Here is a 25,130-nt window from a genome sequence, read left to right as displayed (position 1 = left end):
AACGGCCGCCGTCACGCGAGCCGCCCGGCTGGGCGGCTGTCACGGCCGCCCAGTACCCTTGATGACTGTGAAGGTTCTCGTCCTTGGCCCGGGTGGCCGCGAACACGCCATTGTCCGTTCCCTCCTCTCCGACCCCCAGGTGACCGAGGTCCACGCGGCCCCGGGCAACGCCGGGATCGCCCAGCTGGTGCCCTGCCACGCGGTGGATGCCAACAGCCCCGCGGCCGCCACGGCCCTCGCGGTGAAGCTGGAGGCAGACCTCGTCGTCGTCGGTCCCGAAGCCCCCCTGGCCGCAGGTGTCTCCGACGCCCTGCGGGAGGCCGGCTTCCCGGTCTTCGGCCCCGGAAAGGAGGCCGCGCAGCTCGAGGCCTCCAAGGCGTTCGCCAAGCAGATCATGGCGGAGGCCGGCGTGCCGACCGCCCTGGCCAAGGTGGCCGTCAACGCCTCCGAGGCCGCCGATGCGCTGGACACCTTCGGCGCCCCCTACGTGGTGAAGGACGACGGCCTGGCCGCCGGCAAGGGCGTGGTGGTCACCTCCGACCGGGACGAGGCCCTGGCTCACGCGCAGAGCTGCTTCGAGGCCGGCGGTACCGTGGTGATCGAGGAGTACCTGGACGGTCCTGAGGTCTCCCTGTTCGTCCTCTGCGACGGCAAGACCACCGTTCCCCTCGCCCCGGCGCAGGACTTCAAGCGCATCTTCGACAATGACGAGGGCCCCAACACGGGCGGGATGGGTGCGTACAGCCCTCTCGACTGGGCCCCGGAGGACCTCGTGGCCGAGGTCATCGAGCGCGTCGCACAGCCCACCGTGGATGAGATGGCGCACCGCGGCACGCCCTTCATCGGTGTGCTCTTCTGCGGGCTGGCGCTCACCTCGCGCGGTCTGCGCGTCATCGAATTCAACGCACGCTTCGGCGACCCGGAGACGCAGGCCGTGCTGGCACGCCTCAAGACCCCGCTCGGCGGTCTTCTGATGGCCGCGGCCAAGGGCGAGCTGGATAAGGCCGAGGAGCTCCGCTGGGCCCGTGAGAGCGCCGTCTGCGTGGTCCTGGCGGCCGAGAACTACCCGGACACCCCGCGCAAGGGCGACCGGATCCGCGGCCTGAAGAAGGCCAATGCGGTCCAGAACGTCCACGTCATCCACGCCGGGACCTCGCTGGACGAGGACGGCAAGGTGATCGCCACGGGCGGCCGCGTGCTGGCCGTCGTCGCGCTCGGCGACGATCTGGTGGAGGCGCGGGAGCGCGCCTATGAGGGCATGGAACTGATCGAGCTCGACGGCGGCCAGTACCGCAGCGACATCGCCGCCAAGGCGGCGCGCGGCGAGATCGTGGTGGAGTCCCGCCGCACGCCTGCCCGTCCCGCGGCAGCAGAGGAGGCACAGGCATGAGCGGGCTGAAGACCGAGGTCCTGGACCTTCCGGGATACCGTCACATCTACTCCGGCAAGGTGCGTGATCTCTACGAGCCCACCGGCCCGGATGCCGCCACGGACCGCGTTCTGGTGGTGGCGAGCGACCGCATCAGCGCCTACGACCACGTTCTGGAGTCCACCATCCCGGACAAGGGCGCCGTTCTCACACAGCTGAGCCTGTGGTGGTTCGAGCAGCTCGGCGTGGAGCACCACGTGCTGGGCTCCACGGTGGCCGAGGGTGTCCCCGCCGAGGTGGAGGGCCGGGCCATGCTGTGCAAGCGCCTGGAGATGTTCCCGGTGGAGTGCATCGCGCGCGGCTATCTGACCGGTTCCGGCCTGGCCGAGTACCGCGAGTCCCGCACCGTCTGTTCGCTGCCGCTGCCGGAGGGCCTGGTGGACGGCTCCCGCCTGGAGCCCGCCATCTTCACCCCGTCCGCCAAGGCCGAGGTGGGCGAGCACGACGAGAACATCACCTTCGAGGCCGTCGTCGCCACGGTGGGCCCCGATGTGGCGGACCGCCTCCGCGAGCTGACGCTGCAGGTGTACACCCGCGCCGAGGAGATCGCCCGTGAACGCGGCATCATCCTGGCGGACACCAAGGTGGAGTTCGGCACCGATCCCGCCACGGGTGTCATCACCCTGGGTGACGAGGTCCTGACCCCGGACTCCTCCCGTTTCTGGGACGCCCTGGAGTATGAGCCGGGCAAGGCCCAGGACAGCTTCGACAAGCAGTTCGTGCGCGACTGGCTGACCTCCGCCGAGTCCGGCTGGGACAAGAACTCCGACGTCCCGCCGCCGGCCCTGCCGGCCGAGGTCATCGAGAAGACCCGGTCCCGGTACGTGGAGGCCTACGAGCGGCTGACCGGCCGCAGCTTTGGCGCCTAGCCTTTCGGCCTGCGTCCACAGCGCGCCAAGGGGCCCGACGGCGGTACGTGCGTACCGCCGTCGGGCCCCTTTGTATGTCCTAGGTGCTGCCGGCCTTGGCGCGACGTTCGGCGAGGCGGATCTCCAGCATGGCGTCCATGGCCTGCTGGATGCCTTCGGAGGCCCCGGCCGAGGCGAAGAGGTGCTGGGCCCGGGACAGGAAGGCCATGGCCTCCTGCAGCTCGTCAGTGGCCTTGAGGGCTTTGCCGAGGAGCAGGTGGACTTCCGCGGCGACGTGCATGCCGAGTTCGTCCTCCTGGGCGATCACCTCGCGGAGCATGGCGATCGCGGCGGGGAGTTCGTCGTTGAGGTAGAGCCACTTGGCGCGGATGAAGCGCAGCTCCAGGCCGTCACGGACGGTGCCGTTGACGATCGTATGGGCCAGCTCGGCCCGTTCCAGGGCGGCCAGGGTGGAGTCCTCCACGATCCCGGAGTTCAGGCGCATGGCGGCGGAGGCCTTATTGAAGTTGGCCCACTGCTCGATGTCATTGCCGGGGGAGAGGAGTTTGGCGGCCCGTTCGTGCTGGGCCACACCCTCCTCGTAGTCGTGGCGCATGAAGGCCACGTTGCCGATCACCCAGGCCACGATGCCGGCCAGGTGGTCCACGGAGCTGGAGCCGACCTCCTTCTGCAGGATCTTGCAGGCCTCCCAGGCCTCCTCGACACGGCCCGTCTCGGCGAGGGCGCCGATGTAGATGCGCAGTGCGCTGGAGTAAATGGGGGAGTCCTTGGGCAGCTGCGCGCCAAGGGCCACGGCTTCACGGGCGTGTTCGACGGCGTCGGCCAGGCGGCCCTGGCCGTGGCACACGGCAGCCAGCATCTGGCGGGCCCGGACGCCCAGCCCGGCGCTCTCCACGGCCAGGCGGTGTTCCACCAGCTGCTCCACGACCCCCTGGCATTCGGAGTACTTGCCCTGCTTGAGCAGGCACTCGGCCTGCATGTACCGCATGTTCCACCAGGCGCTGATGTTCTTGGCGTCCAGGGCGATCCGGGCGGCCTCCGCGGCGTGCTGGGCGGCCAGGTCGTAGTCACGGAGATCCCACGCCTGGCGGGCGTACAGGGCGGCGAGGACGTAATCTGCGTCGTTCTGTGTGACTCGGTTATTCCATTCCTCCAACGCCTTGGGGGCCAGTTCAAGGCGTCGCGCGAGCTCCTGGATGACATCCCGGGTGGGTTCCCGGCGGCCCGTCTCCAGAAGGGAGATATAACTGGGTGAATACAGGTCCTTTCCCAGTTCAGCCTGTGTCATCCCACGTTCCAGGCGTTCAGCCCGGAGTCGCTCCCCGAATCCGCTGCCCATTGCCCCTCCTCAAGCTTTGGCGGTTTGTGAATGCCAAAACCTTGACATTCTCGCTTGTGCCTACTTTACAATGTCTGTCAATACGGGGTTTCATTCCCCGTGTCCTGAAATTCGATGACAGTTCGCTGTTGAAGCGGTGGCGGCCTCGCCGCCGTCGTGCATCACCCACCACCGGACGGAAGAGCAGAACATGTTTAAGAAACTCGCAGCAGGCGCCGCGCTGATCGCGGCCTTGGGCCTGGGTGCTCTGAGTGCTCCGGCAGTCAGCGCTGTCGGCAACTGGCCCGACCCTTCCTCGAGCCACACCCTGCAGGCGGTGGGCAACTGGCCTGACCCCAGCAGCGTTCACACCGCCAGCATCCAGGCCGTCGGCAACTGGCCTGACCCCTCCTGAATCCCAGCGGATCCATTCCATCCTGAAGGCCGGCGCCCCTGTGGCGCCGGCCTTCAGTCGTCTCCGGGCCTGGAGGGTCCTCGTGACGGTGGGTTAGGATTTCATCCCGGGAAACCGGATGTTGCTCAGTCGTAAACCGGCCGGACGGTTTGGTACGTGCATTAATGGCCAGCTTTGGCATACCATATCTTCACTCGCGCTCCCAGTATGTTAACCGCCACTTTCGGATCCACCCTGGATCCGTGGCCAGAGCCGACAAGGATTGACGATTGAACGCCAGTGACACCCTGACCGCACCCCAGACCCTTCCCGCGACCCCGGATTTCGCATGGAGCGACGCCGACGGCGACTCCGCCTTCATGGTCCGCCTGACGGCCGGGGACGCTGACTCGCTCCAGGACGGCATCAGCCGCGCCGTGGAGGAGGCCATCTTCGTCGCCACCTCCACCAGCCGGTTCTGCGGCGTGCTGGTCACCCGGCTCGACCACGACACCGTGGTGGTGGAGCTCTCCGAGGACGTGCCGTTCGGCACCACCTGGGAGTCCGATCTGCGCTGACCCGCCGCTGACGCAGGAAGCCCCGGAGATCCATTGGTCTCCGGGGCTTCCGCATATCCGGGCAAAGCAAAAGCCCTGATGAGAAGCGAATTCTCATCAGGGCTTTCATTGGTCGGGATGACAGGATTTGAACCTGCGACCTCTTCGTCCCGAACGAAGCGCGCTACCAAGCTGCGCTACATCCCGATCCGTTGTCCTCGGGTTTCCCCGGAGCAACCCTACAAGAATAGCGGATCCCGGCCGAATGATGAAATCGGGGAACGTCGGCTCAGACCAGCGAGTCCTTCCACGCCCCGTGCAGGGCCGCGAAGCGCCCGCCGCCCTGGATCAGCTCCTCCGGCGTGCCGTCCTCCACCACCCGGCCGTCGTGCACCACCAGCACACGGTCCGCGATCTCCACCGTGGACAGCCGGTGGGCGATGATCAAGGCGGTGCGCCGCTCAGCCTGCCGCGCGCCGTCGTCGTGCGCATCAGCGGCGCCGCCGCCCAGCAGGCGCGCCAGGCCTTCCTGCACCAGGCGTTCGCTCGGGATGTCGAGCGAGGACGTCGCCTCGTCCAGGATGAGTACGGCCGGGTTGGCCAGGAAGGCGCGGGCGAAGCTGATGAGCTGCCGCTGACCTGCGGAGACACGGCCGCCGCGCTTGTTCACATCCGTGTCGTAGCCGTCCGGCAGGGCGCGGATGAACGCGTCGGCGCCGACGGCACGGGCCGCCGCCTCGATCTCCTCCCGGCTGGCTCCGGGGCGGCCGAGCGCGATGTTGTCCGCCACGCTGCCGCTGAACAGGAACGCCTCCTGGGTGACCATGACGACGGCGCGCCGCAGCTCGGGCGTGGCGATGCGGGAGAGTTCCACGCCGTCGAGCGTGAGGGAACCGGAGCTGACGTCGTAGAAGCGGGCGATGAGCTTGGCCAGTGTGGACTTGCCGGCGCCGGTCTGCCCCACCAGGGCCACCGTCTGGCCGGCCGGGATGGTCAGGTTGAGCTCGGGCACCACCACGGGGCCGTCGCCGTATTGGAACTCGACGTCCCGGAACTCGATCCTGCCGTGTGCCTCGGGCAGGGGGACGGGTTCCTTGGGCGGCCGGACGGTCGGCACCTCCTCAAGGAGTCCGGACACCTTCTCCAGCGCGGCCTGGGCGCTCTGGAACGAGTTGTAGAACATGGCCATCTGGTCCACCGGCTGGAAGAAGCGCTTCACGGACAGGACCAGTGCCAGCAGCACGCCGACGGGCAGTTCGCCATGCAGCACCCGGAACCCGGCCACGGCCAGGACCACGGCCACGGTCACATTGCCCAGCAGGACGAGCGCAGGCAGGTAGATGCCGTTGAGATTGATGGACCGGACCGTGACGCGACGATACTTCTCGGACAGATCCGTGTATTCGCGCGTGTTCCGGGCCTCCTTGCGGAACGCTTTCACGGCCCGGATGCCGGTCATGGTCTCCACGAAGTGGACGATGATCCTGGCGGAAACCACGCGGGACTCGCGGTACGCCACCTGGGAACGGATCTGGTACCAGCGGGTCAGGAACGCGGCGGGGACGGCGGCGCCCAGCATGATGAGGCCACTCTGCCAGTCGAGGCCGAACACGGTCACGGCGGTGAACAGCATGAACATCAGGCCCGCGGCGAGCGAGCTCACGCCGGAGTCCAGCAGTTCGCGCAGCGCCTCCAGATCCGAGGTCTGACGTGCGATGATGCGGCCGGACGTGTACTTCTCATGGAACTCCAGGCTCAGTCGCTGGGTGTGCCGGAAGACACGCAGCCGCAGGTCCAGGAGCATGGCCTGGCTCAGCTTGGCGGTGCTGGTCACGTACATCGCGGTCAGCCACGCGGTCACGACGGCGGCAAGCAGGTACCCGATGCCGGCCAGGACCAGCGGCGCGGAGTCGCCGTGGCTCAGGGCGGGAAGCGCACGGTCGATGCCGAAGGCGATGAGCGCGGGACCCGCGGCGTGGGCGGCCTGGGATACCACCACCATGGCCACGGTCAGCCAGAAGCGCACCCGGATGGGGTGGATGAGGGAGCCCAGGAGACGCAGTGAGCGCGCCCGGACGGCGCGGCTTTCGGCTTTGGCCAGGCGGGAGTCGTCCTCGTTGGAGGTGCCGAAGCCGGGGGTGGTGGGTCGTGCGGTGGCCGGCTGGGGTGTCTTCCGGGCGCTCATGCGTTCACCTCGTCCTCGAGTTCGTTCCCCAGCTCGCGTTCCTCTTCCAGCTCGCTGTCCAGGTCCACCGGCCCGGTGTCCAGGCTGGCGATGACGTAGCGGTAGTGCTCGTTGCGGGCCAGCAGTTCGCTGTGGGTCCCGACGTCGGCGATCCGGCCGTCCTGCAGCAGCGCCACGCGGTCGGCGAGGGCCACGGTGGAGGGACGGTGGGCCACGATCAGGGTGGTGGTGTCCCGCAGGACCTCCCGCAGCCGGGTCTCCACGAGTTCCTCGGTGGCCACGTCCAGGGCGGACAGGGGATCGTCCAGGACCAGCACCTTGGGCCGGGCCGCGATGGCGCGGGCCAGTGCGATGCGCTGACGCTGTCCGCCGGACAGGCTCAGACCCTCCTCGCCGATCCGGGTGTCCAGACCGTCCGGGAGGGAGTGCGCGAAGTGAGCCTGCGCGACGTCGAGCGCTTCCGCGAGTGCCGCCGTCGCGCGTTCCTCATCGGCCAGGACGTCCGCGGGGGCGCCGAGGAGGACGTTGTCCCGCACCGAGTTGGAGAAGAGGGTGGTGTCCTCGAAGGCCACCGAGACGATGCGGCGCAGCTCCTCGAGGCCGAATCCGCGCAGGTCCTGGCCGTCGATGGTGATGGAGCCCTCGGTGACCTCGTAGAGGCGGGGGACCAGCTGGAGGAGGGCGGACTTGCCGGAGCCGGTGACGCCCACCAGGGCCATGGTCTCGCCGGGGTGAAGGTCCAGGTCGAGGCCGCGCAGGAGGAAGTGGGGGGTGTCCTTGTCCAACTCGTCGGCGAAGGCGAAACTGACGTTCCGGAAGGACAGGGCGCCGCGGAGGTGCGCCGGACGTTCCGGGCGCTCCGGGCGCTCCGGGCTCGCGATGGTCACCGGGGTGTCCATGACCTCGAAGTGGCGGTCGATGGCGGACTTGGCGGTCAGGGCCATGGAGAGCAGCATGCCGATGGCCTCCACCGGGCCGGCGACGACGGCGGCCGTGGCGAAGAACGCCACGAGCGCGCCGATGCTGAGCTGGCCGCTCGCGGTGAGCGCGATGCCCAGGACCAGCCCGACGCCGAGAGCCAGTTCCGGCAGCAGCGTGGAGATGAGCGAGAAGAAGGCGAGCTGGCGGGCCTTGAGGATCTCCGTTTCGCGGAGCTCCTCGGCCTGGGCGTTGAAACTCTCCAGGGCCTCGCGGCCGCGGCCGAAGGCCTTCAGGACGCGGATGCCGTGGACGGACTCCTCGACGGCGGTGGCCAGGTCGCCGGCCTGGTCCTGGCTGCGGCGGGCCACCTTCAGGAAGTTGCGGCGGAAGCGCGTACCGGTGGCGACGATGGGGACGGCGGCGGCCAGGAAGACGAGGGCCAGCTGCCAGCTCATGCTGAACATGAGGGCGACGCCGATGATCACCGTCAAGGTGGTGACCATCAGCATGATGGCGCCGAAGGCCATCCAGCGGCGTAGGAAGTTCAGATCCGCCATGGCGCGGGAGAGCAGCTGGCCGGAGCCCCAGCGGTCGTGGAAGTCGACGGCCAGGTCCTGCAGGTGCCGGTAGAGGGAGACGCGGAGCCCGTTCTCCACCGTGGTGGCGGGGCTGATGACGAACTGCCGGCGGAGGGCGATCAGGCCGGCCTCCAGGATGCCGAGGCCCAGGACGGCGAGGACCGCGATCCACACCTCGCTGGACGGGCCGCCGGGGTGGAGCGAGTCGTTGATGAGGACCTTGAGCACCTGGGGGACGGCCAAGGCCACGATGCTGGCACCGAGAGCTGAGAAGAACCCCATGATCAGCCGGGGCATGATCGGCTTGAGATGGGGATAGAGGCGTGTGAGTGCGTGGAGGAAGGTGCTCTGTGTCTGCGCCATTGTCGGGTGTTCGCTTCGCTTCCGGGTCAGCTGTGCCGTGCGTGTCGTTACCTGTGGCAACCAGCCTACGCCGCGGGTTTATGCCCGGATGTGCGAATGAACGTGAGTGGGCAGCAGGAGCGCTCTCGGCCCGTGTGCGACAGCCACAGCGGATCGGCGCCCTAATTGACTCTGGGTGCCCCAATTGTGGCGCCCAGAGTCAAGAAGGGCGCCGGAACGGCTCAGGCCTTCGCCACCAGGTCCAGGATCACGGCTTCCGGACGGCAGGCGACACGGTAGGGCGCGAAGCGTGAGGTGCCGATGCCCGCGGAGACGTTGACCGGCGTCGTGCTCCCGTTGCTCTCCCAGTCATGCAGCCCGCGCGCCCGCCAGGTGGGCAGATCGCAATTGGACACCAGCGCGCCGAAGCCCGGGATGCAGACCTGACCGCCATGCGTGTGGCCCGCCAGGATGAGCTGGGAGCCCGCCTCGGTCAGGGCGTCCAGCGCCCGCTGATACGGCGCATGCACGACGCCGATGCGCACCGACGGTGCCGTGGTGCTGGCGCTGCCCTGCGGCCAGCCGGCGAAACGCTCACGCTTCAAGTGAGGGTCATCCATGCCCGTGAAGTCGAACCGCATGCGGTTGAAGACCAGTGACTGGTTGCGGTTGTTCAGATCCACCCAGCCGGCCATGCCGAAGCCGGAGCGGAGCTTGGGCCAGTCCAGTTCCACCGGCTTCGGCTTCTGGCGGGACGGGCCGGAGAAGTAGCTCAGCGGGCTCTTCATCCGCGGGCCGTAGTAGTCGTTGGAGCCGGCCACGAATACCCCGGGACGCTCCAGCAGGGGGCGGAGTGCGTCCAGCAGCGGATCGATCGCATCCTTGTGGCTGAGGTTGTCCCCCGTATTGACCACCAGATCCGGTTCGTGCGCGTCCAGGGAGCGGAGCCACTCGGCCTTCTTCGTCTGACCCGGCACGAAGTGGATGTCACTGAGGTGCAGGATGCGGAACGGTGCGGAGCTTTCGGGCAGGATGGCCAGCTTCTCCCGGCGGACGCCGAACTGGTCTTTCTCCCAGCTCCCGTAGGCCAGCCCCGCGGCACCGGCGGCACCGAGGAGGAGCGCCGTCTTGGCGGCACCTGCGGCAAAGCCGCGCCCGGTGTCCCGGACGCGGCTTGCCATGGCTGCGAAGTCACTCATGCTCAGGGCTTCTTTCCCTTGCCTTGGTTGCCACCGCCACCGGTGTTCCCGTCGGTGGGACCGGTGGATGGCTGCGAACCGGAGTTCTTGTCATCCTTCTTGGGGTTCTGCACCGGCGGAGGGGTGTAAGAGCTGCCCAGCAGGTTCGACGGTGCCGGATCGAACGCCCCGGTGTCGTAGAAGCCCACCACTTGCTGCATGTACTGAGCCATCTGCGGGCCGGCGATGTATGCGCCGTCGATGCGCGGGTAGTACTGGCCGTTCACCCACTTGCCCTGTCCGGAGAATTCAGTGGCCTTGTCGAAGACCGCGCCGAAGTAGGAGGCCGTGACCAGGCCCTTGGTGTAGGCGACCACCCAGGTCTGACCATTGGTGTTGTTGGTTCCGGTCTTACCGGCCAGGGGAGCGGGGACCTTGTCCGGGATCAGCTTGCCGGAGCCCTGGGTGATGACGTCCTGGAGAACGCTGGTGACGGCCTTGGCCACGTCCGGCTTCAGCGTCTCCTTGCACGTGGAGGTCTGTCCCGGGTACGTCTTTCCCTGGGCGTCCACCACGGAGTCGATGGCGATCGGCGAGCAGTAGGTGCCGTTGTTGGCGAAGGTGGCGAAAGCGCTGGCCATGGTCATCGGCGCCACCTGGGTGCTGCCGAGCAGATTGCCCAGGATATGCATGTCCAGCTTCTGGGGAGTCTTCTGTGTGGTGTCCTGCGTGGTGTGGAGCTGCAGTGCGTCTGCCATGCGCTGGATATCGCAGAAGTCGTCCAGCGCGGCGGCCGTGGCGAAGGTGGCCGTGTTCACGGAGAGGGTGATGCCGCGGCGGACCGTCATCCGTTCGTACAGATTGCCTTCGGAGTTCTGAAGCGCGATGGAACCAGGGTAAGACGGGTCGTAGACACCGTCCACGGGCTGACACGTGGTCTTCCACGGATACCCTGCCGGGTACACGGTGCGGGTCGCATCCACTACATCATCCGTGCGCTTGCCCTCGTTGAGCCAGGCGGACAGCGTCACGGGCTTCATGGTGGATCCCGGCTGGAAGCCGTCCATGCCGCCCAGGGCATTGCCGTTGGTGTCGATGCGGTCCACGTTGTAGTTGTAGTCGGTCACGATCGGGGAGCCCTGGCCGCTCACCTTGCGGGAGTTCTGGGCCATGGAGAGGATCTTGCCCGTGCCCGGCTGGACGGTGATGAGCGCTGCGCCCCAGCGGTCCTCATTGGAACCGGCGGTCCTGTCCACCTGCTTCTGGGCCGGGGCCTGCAGGCGCGGGTCCAGGGTGGTCTTGATGGTCAGGCCGCCGCGGGCCAGGAGGGCCTCGCGGTCCGGCTCGGTGGCGCCGTAGGCGGGATCGTTGAGGATCAGGTGTTCCACGTAGTCGCAGAAGTACGGTGCCGTCTCCGAGTACTGGCAGCCCTGGCGGGGCTTGGTGACCTTGGTGACCATGGGGGTCTTCACGGCGTCGTCATGCTGCTTCTGGGTGATCTTGCCCATCTTCAGCATGGCGTCCAGAACCAGGTTCCGGCGCATCGTGGAGTTCTCCGGCTGCGTGATGGGGTTGTACCCGGCCGGGCTGTTCACCACGCCGGCCAGGGTGGCCGCCTGGGGCAGCGTGAGGTCCTTGGCCGAGGTGGAGAAGAAGTAGCGGGACGCCGCCTCGATGCCGTAGGCCTGGCTGTTGAAGAAGACGATGTTCAGGTAGCCCTCAAGGATCTGGTCCTTGCTCATCTTCTTTTCCAGCGCGATGGAGAGCTTCATCTCGCGCAGCTTCATGCCGACGGTCTTGTCCGCGCCGTTGTTCACGACCTCGTTGGAGCGGTTCTCCGCCACGAGCGATTCATTGATGACGTTGTTCACGTACTGCTGCGTGATGGTGGAGGCGCCCTGACGGGAGCCCTTGGCCGTGGCCACCAGAGCACGGGCGATGCCCGTGGGGTCCACACCGCCGTGCTCGTAGAAGCGGTTGTCCTCGATGGCCACGATGCCGTCCTTGATGAAGGGCGACATGTCGTTCAGTGACACGCGGGTCCGGTTCTCCGAATAGATGGTGGCGATGGTGGAACCGTCCGCCGCGACCACCTTGGTGGCCTGCCCCGGAGGGTTCACCGTCAGCTCGCCTGGCAGGTCGTCGAAGAACTGCACGGAGCCGCTGGCAGCACTGCCGGTGACTGCCGCCGCGGGGACCAGAAGCCCTGCCACCAGCACCCCACAGAGGGCACTGACGCCAAGAAACGCCACGATCTTCCCCAAGACCGTGGCCGTGTCGAACAGCGGGTTCTTCGCTTGAGCCATGCTTTCCAGTCTACCGGGAGCCGTCGGAAGCCATCTCAGCCACTACCCTTGCGGTATGAGCAAATGGGAGTACGCGACCGTACCGCTGATCATCCACGCCACCAAGCAGATCCTCGACACCTGGGGTGACGACGGCTGGGAACTCGTCCAGGTGGTCCCCGGACCGGACGGCAACGGTCTGGTCGCGTACCTGAAGAGGGAGAAAGCCTGAACATGTCTACCCAGGTCAACACCGGAACCAGCGCCATTGAGGCGCGCCTGGCCGAACTCGGCCTGAGCCTTCCCGAGGTTGCGGCCCCCGTGGCCGCCTACGTTCCCGCCATGGTCAGCGGGAACCACGTCTACACCTCGGGCCAGCTGCCCTTCATTGACGGCAAACTCTCAGCCACGGGCAAGGTCTCCGCGTCCGGGGCCGACGGGACCGTCAGCCCCGAGCGCGCCAAGGAGCTCGCCGCCACGAGCATCATCAATGCCCTGGCCGCCGTCAAGAGCGTCATCGGCGATCTGGACCGCGTCACCCGCATCGTCAAGGTGGTCGGCTTCGTCTCTTCCACCCCCGACTTCACGGGCCAGCCCGTGGTCATCAACGGTGCGTCCGAGCTCCTCGGTGAGATCTTCGGTGAGAAGGGCGCTCACGCCCGCTCCGCCGTCGGCGTCGCCGCCCTGCCGCTGGACGCGCCCGTCGAGGTTGAACTCATCGCCGAGTTCGCCTGATCCTTCGGCCACCCGGCCCCTAGCTGTCAAAGGTCACATCCCCGTGCCACAAGCACCCACGCGGCTCTTCGAGTTGCCCGTCCAGTTCGAGAACGCCGCACGCAGCTGGCTCGAACATGGGGAACGCACACCCGCTGCTCCCCGCTTCGCGTCCAGCGTGGTCCTCATCAAGGACACGCGGGACGGCATGTCCGCCTGGCTCGGCTACCGGGGGGAGAGCTCGCCGCTGGGCGCGGCCTCCTTCCCGGGCGGCTCGGTGGACGTGCACGACGACGACGCGATGCCGTGGCTGGGCCCGTCACCGGCGCAGTGGGCCGCGGCCCTCGGCACGCCGGACGTGGCGCTGGCCCGCCGGCATGTGGTGGCGGCCATCCGGGAACTCTTCGAGGAGACCGGGGTGCTCCTGGCCGGTCCGGACGCCGGCTCCACGGTGAGCGTGACCAATCAGCACGAGTGGATGGCCGCCCGGGAGGCCGTGGCGGCGCGGGAGAAGACCCTGGCCGAGGTCCTGCAGCGCCGGGGCCTGTCACTGCGCACGGACCTTCTCAAGCCGCTGGTCCACTGGGTGAGCCCGGACTTCGCCCACCGCCGTTTCGACACCCGCTACTTCGCGGCCACGCTGCCGATCGGCCAGGAGCCCCGGCTCTTGGGGAGCAAGGGCATGTGGGGCCGTTGGGTCTGCATCCCGGCACTCCTGGCGGACCGGGAGGACTCGGCCCTGGGGGACGAGATCGACCGGGACAACACCCGCGGGCGGGTCCTGGGGCAGCTTCTGGTCCCCGGCTCGGAGATCATCCTGGAGAAGCTGGGCAAGGCCAAGGGATGCGTGGCCTATCTCAGCCACAAGCGGACCACCCACGCCTACCAGCCCCGGCTGGTGGAGGTGGACGGCAGGCTCCGTCTCGAGGTCGAACCGGCCGCGCCGCCGGCCACCACGGCACTCCCGGTCATTCCGCCGGCGTCCTGAGCTTCCAGCAGGCTTAACGCCGAACGGCCCGTCACCTTCGCAGGTGACGGGCCGTTCCGCGTTCCGGAGCGTGTCAGCGGGAGCGCTGTTCTACCGGGAACGCGTCCTACCGGGAACGCTGGCGCAGGCGCTGCATGTCCAGGATCACGACGGCGCGCGCCTCCAGGCGCAGCCAGCCGCGCTGGACGAACTCGGCCAGGGCCTTGTTGACGGTCTCGCGGGAGGCGCCCACCAGCTGGGCCAGCTCCTCCTGAGTGAGCTCATGAGCCACCAGGACGCCGTCCGTGGCCGGGCGGCCGAAGCGGTCCGCCAGATCCAGCAGAGCCTTGGCCACGCGGCCGGGGACGTCGGAGAAGACCAGGTCGGAGAGGGAGTCGTTGGTACGGCGCAGACGGCGGGCCAGCGCCTGGAGCAGCTGGGCGGAGGCCTCCGGGCGGGAACGGAGCAGGCCCACCAGGGACTCGTTCTTCAGGCCGGCCAGGCGCGTCTCCGAGACGGCCGTGGCGGTGGCATTGCGGGGTGCGGGGTCGAAGAGGGCCATCTCGCCGAACAGCTCACCCGGGCCGAGGATGGCCAGCAGGGACTCGCGGCCGTCCGCGGAGGTGCGCCCGAGCTTCACCTTGCCGGAGACGATGAAGTAGAGCTGGTCGCCCTGGTCGCCCTCGCGGAAGACGGAGGCTCCGCGGGAGAGGTCCACCTCGCTCAGCTCGTCCGTCAGCAGACGGAACGCGTCGTCATCCAGCGTGGAAAAAAGGGGCGCCCGGCGCAGTACCTCGATGTCCATGTGATCTCCTTATGAATTGGCCCTGAGCACATTGTTTCAGAAAATGCCGCGTGATGCGCGGGCCCGTGCGGTCGGAGGCCTGTTCAGAGGCCGGATCACCGGTTTTCACGGGAAACGGTCAGGCGGTCTCAGTACGATGGCGCTGGCAGGAAGCCGAGGCAGAGTGCCCGGCGGATCCTGTCTCCGGCGGCACCGCGGCCGGTGGAAGTGGAGGATTCAACACGTGTTCGGCCTGACCGTCCTGGACCTGGTTCTGCTCGCGACACTGGTCTCCTATGCCTTCTACGGCTTCCGGAACGGGTTCCTCGTCACGATGGGCGGCATCATCGGCTTCGCCCTCGGCGCCGTGGCCGCCTTCCTCGCCATGCCGCTGGTCAGCTCCCTGGTCCCCGACCCCCGCTGGCGCCTGACCGCGGTGGTGACCGCCGCCGTCGTACTCGTGGTGCTCGGCAACAGCCTGGGTGCCTCCCTGGGGCACCGGCTGCGCTCCGCCCGGCCCGTGCGCGCCCTGCGTGGGGTGGACCGCCTGGCCGGCGCGGCCGTGAGTTTGGTGATGACGGCCCTGGTCATGTCGCTGCTGGCCTTCGGCCTGAACTCGATGGGTGTGCCGGTCATCTCCCAGCAGGTGGCCGATTCCCGCGTGATCCGCTTCATCGACGGCGCCACCCCGGCCCCGGTGCAGGGCGCCATGGCGCAGCTGCGGTCCGGCCTCATGGGGGAAGGCATCCCCAAGATCATCGACGGCGCCGCGCCCCTGCTGACCGGTCCCGGCCCCGTCGGCTCCGCGGACACTCCTCAGCTGCAGGCCGCGGCCCAGTCCGTCCTGAAGATCACCGGCACCGCGTACCAGTGCGGTCAGAACCAGACCGGCACCGGCTTCGTGGTCTCCTCGGAGCGCGTGGTGACCAACGCGCACGTGGTGGCCGGCGTGACGGAACCCGTGGTGGAGACGCCCAGCGGCGCCGCGCTCGCCGCGCGCGTCGTGTACTTCGACCCGCAGCGGGACCTGGCGGTCCTGGCCGTGAACGGCCTGAACTCCAAGCCGTTGCCGCTGCGGGGCAATCTGCCCACGGGCAGCGAGGCCGCCTTCGAGGGGTACCCGCATGGCGGCCCGTACCAGGCCAAGCCGGCTCGCGTGCAGGGCATCTCGCAGGTGGACATCCCGGACATCTACGGCAGCACTCAGGTCATGGGTGACGTCTACCAGATCGCCGGCGACGTGGAGCCGGGCAACTCGGGCGGCCCGTTGCTCAGCACGGACGGCAAGGTGGCCGGCGTCGTGTTCGCCAAGGCCAGCGCGTCCCAGGGCATCGGTTTCGCCCTCACCATGGACAGCCTGCAGCCGGTGGCCAACCGCGCCGCGAGCCTGGACACGCCGGTCTCGTCCGGCCAGTGCACTCGAAAGTAGAGCGCCCCCGGAAGTAGAGCGCACGCGTCAGTGCCTCCCGGGCCTCAGCCCAGGCGGGCCAGCACGCCGTCCAGCCGCTCGCGGAAGCCGTTCACCACGCCGTCGGGCAGGGCATTGACCGGGAACCAGCGCACGGCCTCGGACTCGTCGCTGACGGTGGGCGCGGGCGTTCCGTCCGTGAAGACGACGACGCCGATGTCCAGGTGGGAGCGGCAGTGGCCGAAGGCGCCCGCCAGGGCGTGGTGGTCCAGGTCCACGACGCGCGCACCGTGCAGGAGGTCTCCGGCCAGGCCGGTCTCCTCCCGCGCCTCGCGGAGCGCGGCGCTCTCCACCGACGCGTCGTCGTCCTCCAGATGCCCGCCCGGCTGAACCCAGAACCGCCCCTTGCGGTGGAAGACCAGCAGGACGAACTCCCGCCCGCGGTCCAGCACGAAGGCGCTGGCGGTCAGGTGCGTGGGGAGCGGGTGGCGGGACAGGACGGCCTCGCCGTGGTCCAGGGCCGACACGAAATCCGCCTTGGCCTTTTCCTCCGCGCCATTGCGCGGATCCCAGGACGTGATGGCGTGGATGGCTGAGTCGAGGAGCGTCACGAGGGGAATAATAGCCGCATGGCGAAGCTCATCTATTCCATGATCACGTCCGTCGACGGCTATGTGAGTGACAGCGACGGGAACTTCAACTGGGGCACTCCGGACCAGGAGTCCCACGATTTCATCAACGGCCTCATGGGCTCGGTGGGGACCTACCTTTACGGGCGGAGCATGTACCAGACCATGGTGTTCTGGGAGACGGCCCACCAGATGCCGGACGCGCCGCAGTTCGTGGTGGACTACGCCCGGACCTGGCAGGCCGCGGACAAAGTGGTGTTCTCCCGGACGCTGGAGGAGGTGTCCAGTGAACGGACACACCTGGTGCGGGAGTTCGACCCCGCCGCCGTCAAGGCGCTCAAGGACTCCCGGGAGAAGGACCTGACCGTGGACGGTCCCGGCCTGGCCGAGAGCGCTCTGCGCGCCGGCCTGGTCGATGAGGTGCAGCTGTTCGTGGCGCCCGTCGCGGTGGGCGGCGGGAAGCGGTTCCTCCCGGACGGGCTCACGCTGAATCTCGGGCTCCTGGAGGAGCGGCGTTTCGACAGCGGGCTGATGTACCTGAGGTACGCGGTGCGCTGAGATTTCCGGGGCGGCCCCGGAAGGCCGGCTCAGGCGTCCCGTTCAGCCAGGTAGTCGATCGCGAAGCGGTAGCCCAGAACGCCGGCCCCGGCGATGACGGCCTCGCACACTCCGGAAAGGTAGGAGTGGTGGCGGAACTCCTCGCGCCGGTGCACGTTGGTGATGTGGACCTCGACGGCGGGCAGGGCCACCGCGGCGATGGCGTCACGGAGCGCCACGGAGGTGTGCGTGTAGGCGCCGGCGTTGATCACGATGCCGAGTGCGTCGTGGCGGGCTTCGTGGATCGCGTCCACCAGGGCGCCCTCATGGTTGGACTGGACGGTGCGGACGCTCAGGCCGTGGCGTTGGGCCGCGGTCTCGCAGAGGTACTCGATGTCCGCCAGCGTGGCCCGGCCGTATTTCTCCGGCTCGCGCACGCCCAGGAGGTTCAGATTGGGCCCGTTGAGCACCAGGATGGTCGTGCGTGCGGTGGTGTCGGTCATGGTTTCACAGTACTCCCCGGCCCCTGCCCGCGAAGTAACAGATGACGCCCCTATCCGTCGGATTTAGGGGCGTGATCTGCGACTTCGCGGCGGACCCCCGAGGGTCAGAGGGGCGCGATGGTGAGCCGCCGGACGTGCTCAGCCAGGACGGTGCGGCCGTTCTGCCCGAGTCCCGGGTCCGTGATCAGCTCATCCGCGGCGTCGAGCGCTGCGATGCTGCTGATGCCCTGCACACCCCACTTCGAATGGTCGGCGACCACCACGAGTGTGCGGCTGGAGGCCAGGAAAGCGCGGTCCGTCTCCGCCTCCTGGACATTCGGGGTGCTGAACCCGGCCTGGGCGTCCATGCCATGCACGCCCAGGAACGTCACGTCCAGGTTGATGGTCTTCAGGGCCTGGGTGGAAAGCGGACCCACCAGGGCGTCCGAGGCGGTGCGCTGTCCGCCGATCAGGATGACGTCCGTCCGCGGATGCACGCTGGTGGAACGGTAGAAGATCTCCGCGGTGCGGATGGAATTGGTGACCACGGTGATCGCCGGGCCTTTGACGAGTTCTTGCGCCAGAGCCCACGTGGTGGTGCCGGCGCTCAGCCCGACGGCCATGCCCTCGCTGACCCGCGCCGCGGCGGCCCGGGCGATGGCTTGTTTCTCCGCCGTGTTCTGCGTGGACTTCAGCTCGAAACCCGGCTCGTGCGTGCCCGTCTCCCCCAGGACCTTGGCCCCGCCGTGGATGCGCTCCAGAAGACCGGAATCGCTCAGGGACTCGATGTCACGCCGGACCGTCATGGCGGACACCTTCAGGGCATCGGCCAGGTCGGACACCTTGACGATGCGCTCCTTCTGGACCATCTCCAGGATGGCCTGGTGCCGGGCGGCTTGCAGCATGTGACCTGCCTTCGCGGGGTTCCGTTCGTGGTGGTTCCCAGTGTAGGGCCGGGGGTTCGTTGCCGTAACGAACTACCGGGTACCGCCCGGGCTGTGCCACGCTCGAGCGGGAGCCACGGAACGGAGGACGCATGAGCAGCGGGTACACCCACATCGTCATCGGCGCCGGCGCGATCGGGGCGGCCACCGCCTATTGGCTCGCCAGGACCCCCGGAACCCGCGTCCTGGTGCTGGAACAGTACGAACTGGTCAACGCCCGGAATTCCTCCGGTGACGTCTCCCGCATCATCCGGCACGCCTATCACAGCACCGCCTACACGGCACTCACCCCGGCCATGTTCCAAAGCTGGGCCGAAGTGGAGAAGGACGCCGGGCTCCGGCTGTACCTCAAGACCGGCGGCCTGGACCTGGCCACCGCCGAGCCCGCGGCCCTCGCGTCGCTGGACGGTTACCGGTCGGCGCTCGCGGCACAGGGCATCCCGTACCAGGACCTCTCGGCGAAGGACATCCGCCGGGCCTGGCCGCAGTGGTCCATCGGGGACGACGTGACCGGCATGTACCAGGAGGACGGCGGCCTCATCGACATCCGCGCCTCCGTAGCCGCCCACACCTCCCTCGCCCAGGCGCGAGGGGTGACCTTCCTGCCGCACACCCCCGTGACCGGCGTCGTCGTCCAGCCCGGAAGCGTCACCGTGCGCACCACCGCCGGCGACTTCCACGGCGGCCACCTCGTGGCCGCGGCCGGTTCCTGGCTCGGCACCCTCATGCCGGACCTCGGCCTGAACTACCGCCTGACTCTGTCCCAGGAACAGGTCAGCTACTTCTCCACCCCGCAGCTGCGCGACTTCACCCCGGACCGCTTCCCCATCTGGATCTTCCACGGCGAGCAGGACCACTACGGCTTCCCGGTCTACGGCGAGCCCGCCGTGAAGATCGCACGTGACATGCGCGGCCGCTTCATCACCAGCGAGGAAAGAGTCTTCGAGGGCGACGCCGCGGAGGCGGCCCTGCTGGAGGGCTTCCTGCGGAGGTGGCTGCCGGGCGCCGTCGGCCCCGTCTGGGCGAACAAGACGTGCGTCTACGACATGCCGCCGGACCGCGACTTCGTGCTGGACACCGTCCCGGGGGCGCCGCACGTGGCCGTCTTCAACGGCGCCGGGCACGCGGGCAAGTTCGCGTCCTTGGTGGGGCGGATTCTCGGCGAACTCGTCACGGATGGCACCACGGCTCACCCCATCGACGCTTTCTCCCTCCGCCGTCCGGCCATCACGGACCCGGACTTCATCCCCCTCTTCCACCTCCACCACTGACAGACCAGGAGTCCCATGACCCAGCCGCAAGGCGCCCACCTGGTGGGCAGCATCAACGTCGACGACGCCGAATCCACCATCCGCCTGGTGGCGCAGCACCTCGGCACTCACCTGAAGAGGATCCCGGACGGCGAGGTGGGCGAGCGATTCCACTGGATCGCCTTCCAGCCGGACCGCCTGGCCGCGGCGGAGGGCCTGGAGCGGGTGGGCGATGAGCCGATCCGCCTCCGCGAACTGGACGTCCGCCCGGTGAAGCTGGCGCCCGGCGTGCGCGCCGAGGACCTCGTCCTGCCGCCGCTCGGATATGCCGACGCCGCCCTGGAGTCCTGGGAGGTCTTCTCCCGGCTGCAGCGCGAGGGCGTGGTGGCCGACGGCGTGCGCTTCCAGGTGTCCCTGCCGACGCCGGTGGGCGTGGTGGGCAGTTTCGTGGCCGCGGAGGACCGTGATGCGTTCGAGCCCGTCTACCAGGCGGCCCTGCTGGGTGAACTGGAGCGGATCCTGGACGGCATCCCGCACGAGTCGCTGGCCATCCAGTGGGACGCCGCCCTGGAGTTCGCCATCATCGAGGCCGCCGGGTACCGGCAGCAGTCCCGGGCCTGGTTCGAGGACGTCTGGGCGTACCAGGTGGGCCGTGTCGCCGGGCTGGTGGAGAGCGTCCCGGAGGACGTGGAGGTGGGCATCCACCTCTGCTACGGCGATGCCGGGGAGAAGCACTTCGTGGAGCCCACGGACACCGCGAACCTGGTGCGCTTCGCCAATGAGCTCTCCGCCGCGACGCTGGCGCTGCCCACCTCACGGGCGCTGGACTGGATCCACATCCCGGTCCCGATCGAGCGGGACGACGACGCCTACTACGCTCCGCTGGCCGGGCTGCGTCTGCCGGATCAGACCGAGTTCTACCTGGGTCTGGTGCACCGCGAGGACGGTGTGGAGGGGGCGCAACGACGGATTTCCACGGCTCTGAGGTTCCTGGACCGCTTCGGCGTGGCCACCGAATGCGGTTTCGGCCGTGCCCCGGAGGGCACCACGGTGCCGCTCTTCGAGACGCACCGGGCCGTGGCCGCCGCCTGGTGACAACTCGCTGACCATCGACTGCTGCGTAAACGTCCGTTTGAGCGCTCTAATGGACGGTTACGCAGCAATGGATGGATGAACGACGACGGCCGGTCACCTTCACGTGGAAGGTGACCGGCCGCATCTGCCGGGGCGATGTCGCGTACGGAACTACTTCCGCAGGTCCGCCGCGATCTGCTGCATGACCGTGGGATCCGCCAGGGTGGTGGCGTCGCCCGGGTCGCGGCCTTCGGCCACGTCCTTGAGGAGACGGCGCATGATCTTGCCGGAGCGGGTCTTGGGCAGCTCCGGGACCACCAGCACGTTCTTCGGCTTGGCGATCGGTCCGATCTCCTTGCCCACGTGGTTGCGGAGCTCCTGGACGGTGGCGTCGCCGTTGTTCTCCACGCCCTCACGCAGGATCACGAACGCCACCACGGCCTGGCCGGTGGTCTCGTCGTTCGCGCCGACCACTGCCGCCTCGGCCACGGAGGGGTGGCTGACCAGGGCGGACTCGATCTCCGTGGTGGAGAGGCGGTGGCCGGAGACGTTCATGACGTCGTCCACGCGGCCCAGGAGCCAGACGTCGCCGTCATCGTCCTTCTTGGCGCCGTCGCCCGCGAAGTACATGGTGTCGAAGCGGGACCAGTAGGTGTCCTTGTAGCGTTCCGGATCGCCCCAGATACCGCGGAGCATGGCCGGCCACGGCTCACGGATCACCAGGAAGCCGCCGTGCCCGTCCGGGACGGACTCGCCCATCTCATCCACCACGTCCACGGCGATGCCGGGCACCGGGACCTGGGCGGATCCGGGCTTGGTGGCCGTGAGGCCGGGCAGCGGGGAGATCATGATGGCGCCGGTCTCGGTCTGCCACCAGGTGTCCACGATCGGGGCCTTGTTCCCGCCGATGACCTCGCGGTACCACATCCAGGCCTCGGGATTGATGGGCTCGCCCACGGAGCCGAGGAGGCGGATGGAGGAGAGGTCGTACTTCTCCGGGATCTCGCGGCCCCACTTCATGAAGGTGCGGATGGCGGTGGGGGCGGTGTACAGGATGGAGACCTTGTACTTCTGGACGATCTCCCACCAGCGGCCCTGGTGCGGGGAATCCGGCGTGCCCTCGTACATGACCTGGGTGGCGCCGTTGATGAGCGGTGCGTAGGTGACGTAAGAGTGGCCGGTGACCCAGCCGACGTCGGCGGTGCACCAGTAGACGTCAGTCTCCGGGTGCAGATCGAAGATGTTCCGGTGCGTGAACGCAGCCTGCGTGAGGTAGCCACCCGTGGTGTGCAGGATGCCCTTCGGCTTTCCGGTGGTGCCGGAGGTGTACAGGATGAACAGCGGGTGCTCGGAATCGTGCGGCACCGGAGTGTGCTCCGCCGACGCGGCGCCCACGGTGTCGTCCCACCACTGGTCGCGGCCCTCGGTCCACGAGACGGCCTCGCCGTTGCGCTTGACGACGACGACGTTCTGCACCGTGTGTCCCTCGGCACTGAGCGCTTCATCCACCGCCGGCTTCAGCGGGCTCGGCTTGCCGCGGCGGTAGGTGCCGTCCGCTGTGACGACGAGCTTCGCCTCGGCGTCGTCGATGCGGGAGCGCAGGGCGTCGGCGGAGAAGCCGCCGAACACCACCGAGTGGATGGCGCCGATGCGGGCACAGGCCAGCAGGGTGATGACCGCTTCCGGGATCATCGGGAGGTAGACGGCCACGCGGTCGCCCTTGCGGACACCGAGGGACTCGAAGGCGTTGGCGGCCTTCTTCACCTCCTGGGTGAGCTGTGCGTAGGTGTAGCTGCGGGAGTCGCCCGGCTCGCCCTCGAAGTGGATGGCCACGCGATCGCCCAGGCCGTTTTCCACGTGCCGGTCCAGCGCGTTGTAGGCGGCGTTGACCTGGCCGCCGACGAACCACTTGGCCACGGGGGCTTCACTCCAGTCGAGCGCGGTCTCGAAGTCCTTGTCCCAGCTCAGCAGCTCACGGGCCTGGCGGGCCCAGAACGCGGGGCGGTCCTGAGCGGCCTCGGCGTAGAGCCCGGCCTGCGCCACGGACTGGGCGGCGAACTCGGGGGAGGGGGCGAAACGGCGGTTCTCCTGGAGGAGGTTCTCCAAGGCATCACCTGCGGCGGGAGCGGTCTCTTCAGACATCCTGGACCCTTCTGCTTCAAATGGGTGTAGTTCCATCGACCACCATAGTCCCCTCCTGGGACAAATCAGTGTCCCCGGTCACAGTCCGGACGCGAGCGGACGCGTTCCTCCGCCGGACGGCGCGTGAGGTGCCAGGACATGGTTTGGCGAGTCCGTGGAGATAACGTCAGGCCCGGTGACTACGCTTGATATCAAGCCCGAAGCATCACCTCCGTCGACGGGAGACCGCACCGATGTCCACGCCGCAGTCCGAACAGCCCGACCCGCAGCGCCAGTCCGGGGCGCCGGGACCGTACAGCCCTGACCAGGGCCAGCCGGGCCGGTATCAGCAGGCCGAGTACCAGCCAGGCCAGTACAACCCGGCACACTACAACCCGGCGCAGCAGTCCTGGAACCCGCAGTCGCAGCAGCCCGGCCCGTCGTATGGCCCGGGACAGCCCGGCCCGTACGGACCCCCGCAGGGTTACCAGCCCCCCGGGCAGGGACACTTCCCGGCTCCCGGCGGCCAGCAGTCTCCCGCCCCGCGGCCGGCGACGCCCCGGCCTGACGGTGGGCGCGCCGTCGTCGGCCCGTTCACGGTGCGCGACGTCCTGCTGCTGCTCGGCGTGCTGTTCCTCCTCCTCGCGGGAGGCGTCGCCGGGGGCGGCTACGCCCTGAACTTCGCCAGCGCCCAGTTCCTGGTGTTCGATTTCCTGTTCCCGCTGGCCGTCGGCATCGGATTCGTCATCCGCCGCGTCAGCCCGGGTGTCAGGCTCCGTGCCGGTTCGTTCTCCCTGGACCAGCTCGCCTCCATCCTGGGCGCGCTCTCCCTGCTCAGCCTGGTGAACCAGCTCGGCCTGCTGGGCATCCGCTTCGGATTCCAGAGCGATGTCACCTTCGTGCTGCTGCTCCTGGTGGGCTCGGTGCTGGTGGTGCTGACCACGCTCTTCGCGCGCTTCATCCCCGTGTTCGCCGCCGATTTCACCGGACGCCCGGAGGCGACGGCCCATCCCGTGGCCCGTGACGCCGTGCCCGCCGCTAAGGTGGCAGCACCGTCCCATCCTCAGCAGTATTCTCCGGCTCCCGGCTACGGGGCGCCCCAGAACGGGCCGTCGGGCTTCGCTCCTCAGGGCCACCAGCCCCAGAATCCTCAGGGGCAGGCTCCCGGTTGGACGGCGCCCGTCTTCGCACCGGAGCCGCAGACGCCCGGGCAGCAGACTTCCGGGCAAGAGGCGCCGCAGCCTGGCAGCGGTCACACGCCGTTCGCCTGGCAGCCTGAGCAAGCTCAGGGCACCTCCGAGGAGCCGGCTGTGCCGGCCCAGGACGCTGATTCCGGGGAGACCCCGGACCCGGGCCCCGCGGAGACTGCCCACGTGGAGACTGCCACTGAGCCGGCAGTCCCGGCCGCCGAGGAAGCCGCAGACGCGCAGGAACCCGTCACCTCCGGCGAAACGGAGGAGCAGCCCGAGGAGGATCCCGTCGTCGCCGCGACATCCGAGGGAGCCTCCGCACCGGAACCCGCTCCCGAGGAGCCGACCCTGGGCGAGGACGCCCAGGCCGTCGCCGATGAGGTCACCACCGCGCCGGAGGAGGCGAACGAGGAGGACCTGCTGCAGGAGGCCGAGGCACACATCGCCCAGGCCCCCGAACTTGAGGAGCCCGTCCTCGGCGTCCCCGTGCTCCACGAGGAGGAGACCGAAGAGCCGGACTACGAGGACGACCCCGACGCCACCGTGCTGCGCAGCAGCCTGCTCGCGAGCCTCGGTTCCGCCGGCGACGCCGCCCAGACCGACGCCGCCCAGACCGACGCCGCCCAGACCGACGCCGCCCAGACCGACGCCGCCGGCACCCCCACTGCCGGCGCTGCGTCGTCGTCGGACGCCCCGTCGTCGGACGCCCCTTCGTCGGAAGCTCCGGAGGAGAGCGCGCCAGCGGCCCCCGCACAGGAGGCTGAGGCCCCTGTGGTGCAGCAGGCCTTCTGGTTCGCCGTGCCGGAGCGGCGCACCGCCGTCGACGAACGCAACGGCGCCCCGGTGTTCGATCTGCTGCCCGGCAAGTGGATCCTGGCGCTCCAGGAGGGCCCGCACGGGTTCGTCGTCCAGAACGAGGACGGACGGATCGGCCTGCTCCGCGACGTCCGGAACGTGGAACGGGGCTCCTGAGC

22 protein-coding genes and 1 tRNA gene are annotated in these 25,130 nt (G+C 68.7%); 12 read left to right on the top strand and 11 right to left on the bottom strand.

The genetic code is table 11. From position 1 onward, the window contains the following. Positions 1 to 67: 67 nt before the first annotated feature. Together purD and Q9R02_RS10590 are read left to right on the top strand one after the other, a co-directional pair. Positions 68 to 1,390 carry a phosphoribosylamine--glycine ligase gene (gene purD, locus Q9R02_RS10595; RefSeq protein ID WP_305996652.1) on the top strand — a complete coding sequence of 441 codons (1,323 nt, stop codon included), beginning with the start codon at positions 68 to 70 and terminating at the stop codon, positions 1,388 to 1,390. Then, positions 1,387 to 2,298 (top strand): phosphoribosylaminoimidazolesuccinocarboxamide synthase, encoded by a 912-nt coding sequence (locus tag Q9R02_RS10590; protein ID WP_305996651.1) that lies wholly within the window; start codon positions 1,387 to 1,389, stop codon positions 2,296 to 2,298. The genes purD and Q9R02_RS10590 overlap by 4 nt, the downstream gene beginning before the upstream one ends. A 79-nt stretch (positions 2,299 to 2,377) precedes the next feature. Here the strand turns inward: Q9R02_RS10590 and Q9R02_RS10585 are convergent, their stop codons facing one another. Continuing rightward, a complete protein-coding gene (locus Q9R02_RS10585) occupies positions 2,378 to 3,637 on the bottom strand; it encodes a helix-turn-helix domain-containing protein (protein WP_305996650.1) in 1,260 nt (419 codons plus the stop codon). Between the two features lie 190 nt (positions 3,638 to 3,827). Between Q9R02_RS10585 and Q9R02_RS10580 the strand changes: the two genes are divergently transcribed. Together Q9R02_RS10580 and Q9R02_RS10575 are read left to right on the top strand one after the other, a co-directional pair. Next, a complete protein-coding gene (locus Q9R02_RS10580; RefSeq protein ID WP_305996649.1) occupies positions 3,828 to 4,031 on the top strand; it encodes a hypothetical protein in 204 nt (67 codons plus the stop codon). 269 nt (positions 4,032 to 4,300) lie between these two features. Next, positions 4,301 to 4,588 carry a hypothetical protein gene (locus tag Q9R02_RS10575; RefSeq protein ID WP_305996648.1) on the top strand — a complete coding sequence of 96 codons (288 nt, stop codon included), beginning with the start codon at positions 4,301 to 4,303 and terminating at the stop codon, positions 4,586 to 4,588. Positions 4,589 to 4,697: 109 nt separating this feature from the next. On the opposite strand, the gene Q9R02_RS10570 is transcribed toward Q9R02_RS10575, so the two are convergent. The 5 genes from Q9R02_RS10570 to Q9R02_RS10550 form a co-directional block, all read right to left on the bottom strand. Then, positions 4,698 to 4,774, bottom strand: a tRNA-Pro gene (locus Q9R02_RS10570). A gap of 82 nt (positions 4,775 to 4,856) precedes the next feature. Continuing rightward, positions 4,857 to 6,752 (bottom strand): ABC transporter ATP-binding protein, encoded by a 1,896-nt coding sequence (locus Q9R02_RS10565; RefSeq protein WP_305996647.1) that lies wholly within the window; start codon positions 6,750 to 6,752, stop codon positions 4,857 to 4,859. Then, the gene (locus tag Q9R02_RS10560; RefSeq protein ID WP_305996646.1) at positions 6,749 to 8,614 is read right to left on the bottom strand and encodes an ABC transporter ATP-binding protein; all 1,866 of its coding nucleotides are present in this window, start codon (positions 8,612 to 8,614) and stop codon (positions 6,749 to 6,751) included. The genes Q9R02_RS10565 and Q9R02_RS10560 overlap by 4 nt, the downstream gene beginning before the upstream one ends. Positions 8,615 to 8,835: 221 nt before the next feature. After that, positions 8,836 to 9,792, bottom strand: a complete 957-nt coding sequence (locus Q9R02_RS10555) for a metallophosphoesterase (protein WP_305996645.1) — start codon at positions 9,790 to 9,792, stop codon at positions 8,836 to 8,838. Between the two features lie 2 nt (positions 9,793 to 9,794). Beyond that, on the bottom strand, positions 9,795 to 12,077 hold the full coding sequence (locus Q9R02_RS10550; protein ID WP_305996644.1) for a transglycosylase domain-containing protein: 2,283 nt from the start codon (positions 12,075 to 12,077) through the stop codon (positions 9,795 to 9,797). Positions 12,078 to 12,132: 55 nt separating this feature from the next. Between Q9R02_RS10550 and sp36 the strand changes: the two genes are divergently transcribed. From sp36 to Q9R02_RS10535, 3 genes are read left to right on the top strand one after another with little or no spacing between them, the layout of a single operon-like run. Further along, positions 12,133 to 12,288, top strand: coding sequence for a Sp36 family protein (gene sp36, locus Q9R02_RS10545; protein WP_169795532.1), 156 nt, complete (start codon positions 12,133 to 12,135; stop codon positions 12,286 to 12,288). Between the two features lie 2 nt (positions 12,289 to 12,290). Further along, a complete protein-coding gene (locus Q9R02_RS10540) occupies positions 12,291 to 12,791 on the top strand; it encodes a RidA family protein (RefSeq protein ID WP_305996643.1) in 501 nt (166 codons plus the stop codon). Between the two features lie 43 nt (positions 12,792 to 12,834). Next, complete coding sequence (locus Q9R02_RS10535; protein ID WP_305996642.1) at positions 12,835 to 13,758, top strand: NUDIX hydrolase; 924 nt, start codon at positions 12,835 to 12,837, stop codon at positions 13,756 to 13,758. Positions 13,759 to 13,864: 106 nt separating this feature from the next. On the opposite strand, the gene Q9R02_RS10530 is transcribed toward Q9R02_RS10535, so the two are convergent. Beyond that, the gene (locus Q9R02_RS10530; protein WP_305996641.1) at positions 13,865 to 14,542 is read right to left on the bottom strand and encodes a Crp/Fnr family transcriptional regulator; all 678 of its coding nucleotides are present in this window, start codon (positions 14,540 to 14,542) and stop codon (positions 13,865 to 13,867) included. 223 nt (positions 14,543 to 14,765) lie between these two features. On the opposite strand from Q9R02_RS10530, the gene Q9R02_RS10525 reads away from it, so the two are divergent. Then, complete coding sequence (locus Q9R02_RS10525; RefSeq protein ID WP_305996640.1) at positions 14,766 to 15,950, top strand: MarP family serine protease; 1,185 nt, start codon at positions 14,766 to 14,768, stop codon at positions 15,948 to 15,950. 44 nt (positions 15,951 to 15,994) lie between these two features. Here the strand turns inward: Q9R02_RS10525 and Q9R02_RS10520 are convergent, their stop codons facing one another. After that, positions 15,995 to 16,540 carry an NUDIX hydrolase gene (locus Q9R02_RS10520; RefSeq protein WP_305996639.1) on the bottom strand — a complete coding sequence of 182 codons (546 nt, stop codon included), beginning with the start codon at positions 16,538 to 16,540 and terminating at the stop codon, positions 15,995 to 15,997. An 18-nt stretch (positions 16,541 to 16,558) separates the two neighbouring features. On the opposite strand from Q9R02_RS10520, the gene Q9R02_RS10515 reads away from it, so the two are divergent. After that, complete coding sequence (locus Q9R02_RS10515) at positions 16,559 to 17,116, top strand: dihydrofolate reductase family protein (RefSeq protein WP_305996638.1); 558 nt, start codon at positions 16,559 to 16,561, stop codon at positions 17,114 to 17,116. Between the two features lie 29 nt (positions 17,117 to 17,145). Here Q9R02_RS10515 and aroQ read toward each other — a convergent pair whose 3' ends face one another. Continuing rightward, the gene (aroQ, locus tag Q9R02_RS10510; protein WP_305996637.1) at positions 17,146 to 17,598 is read right to left on the bottom strand and encodes a type II 3-dehydroquinate dehydratase; all 453 of its coding nucleotides are present in this window, start codon (positions 17,596 to 17,598) and stop codon (positions 17,146 to 17,148) included. Between the two features lie 104 nt (positions 17,599 to 17,702). After that, positions 17,703 to 18,482, bottom strand: a complete 780-nt coding sequence (locus Q9R02_RS10505) for a DeoR/GlpR family DNA-binding transcription regulator (protein ID WP_305996636.1) — start codon at positions 18,480 to 18,482, stop codon at positions 17,703 to 17,705. 131 nt (positions 18,483 to 18,613) lie between these two features. Between Q9R02_RS10505 and solA the strand changes: the two genes are divergently transcribed. Then, positions 18,614 to 19,792, top strand: coding sequence for an N-methyl-L-tryptophan oxidase (gene solA / locus Q9R02_RS10500; RefSeq protein ID WP_305996635.1), 1,179 nt, complete (start codon positions 18,614 to 18,616; stop codon positions 19,790 to 19,792). A 15-nt stretch (positions 19,793 to 19,807) separates the two neighbouring features. Next, complete coding sequence (locus Q9R02_RS10495) at positions 19,808 to 20,866, top strand: hypothetical protein (protein WP_305996634.1); 1,059 nt, start codon at positions 19,808 to 19,810, stop codon at positions 20,864 to 20,866. A gap of 150 nt (positions 20,867 to 21,016) precedes the next feature. On the opposite strand, the gene acs is transcribed toward Q9R02_RS10495, so the two are convergent. Then, a complete protein-coding gene (gene acs / locus Q9R02_RS10490; RefSeq protein ID WP_305996633.1) occupies positions 21,017 to 22,987 on the bottom strand; it encodes an acetate--CoA ligase in 1,971 nt (656 codons plus the stop codon). Positions 22,988 to 23,220: 233 nt separating this feature from the next. Here acs and Q9R02_RS10485 point away from each other — a divergent pair, with 233 nt between their 5' ends. Then, positions 23,221 to 25,128 carry a hypothetical protein gene (locus Q9R02_RS10485; RefSeq protein WP_305996632.1) on the top strand — a complete coding sequence of 636 codons (1,908 nt, stop codon included), beginning with the start codon at positions 23,221 to 23,223 and terminating at the stop codon, positions 25,126 to 25,128. Positions 25,129 to 25,130: the final 2 nt, after the last annotated feature.

Origin of the sequence: Arthrobacter horti (assembly GCF_030731045.1) — a bacterium.
In the GTDB taxonomy this organism is placed as follows: domain Bacteria; phylum Actinomycetota; class Actinomycetes; order Actinomycetales; family Micrococcaceae; genus Arthrobacter_E; species Arthrobacter_E nanjingensis.
The sequence above is the reverse complement of the archived record's forward strand: the minus strand, read 5'-3'. Positions and strand labels throughout refer to the sequence as shown.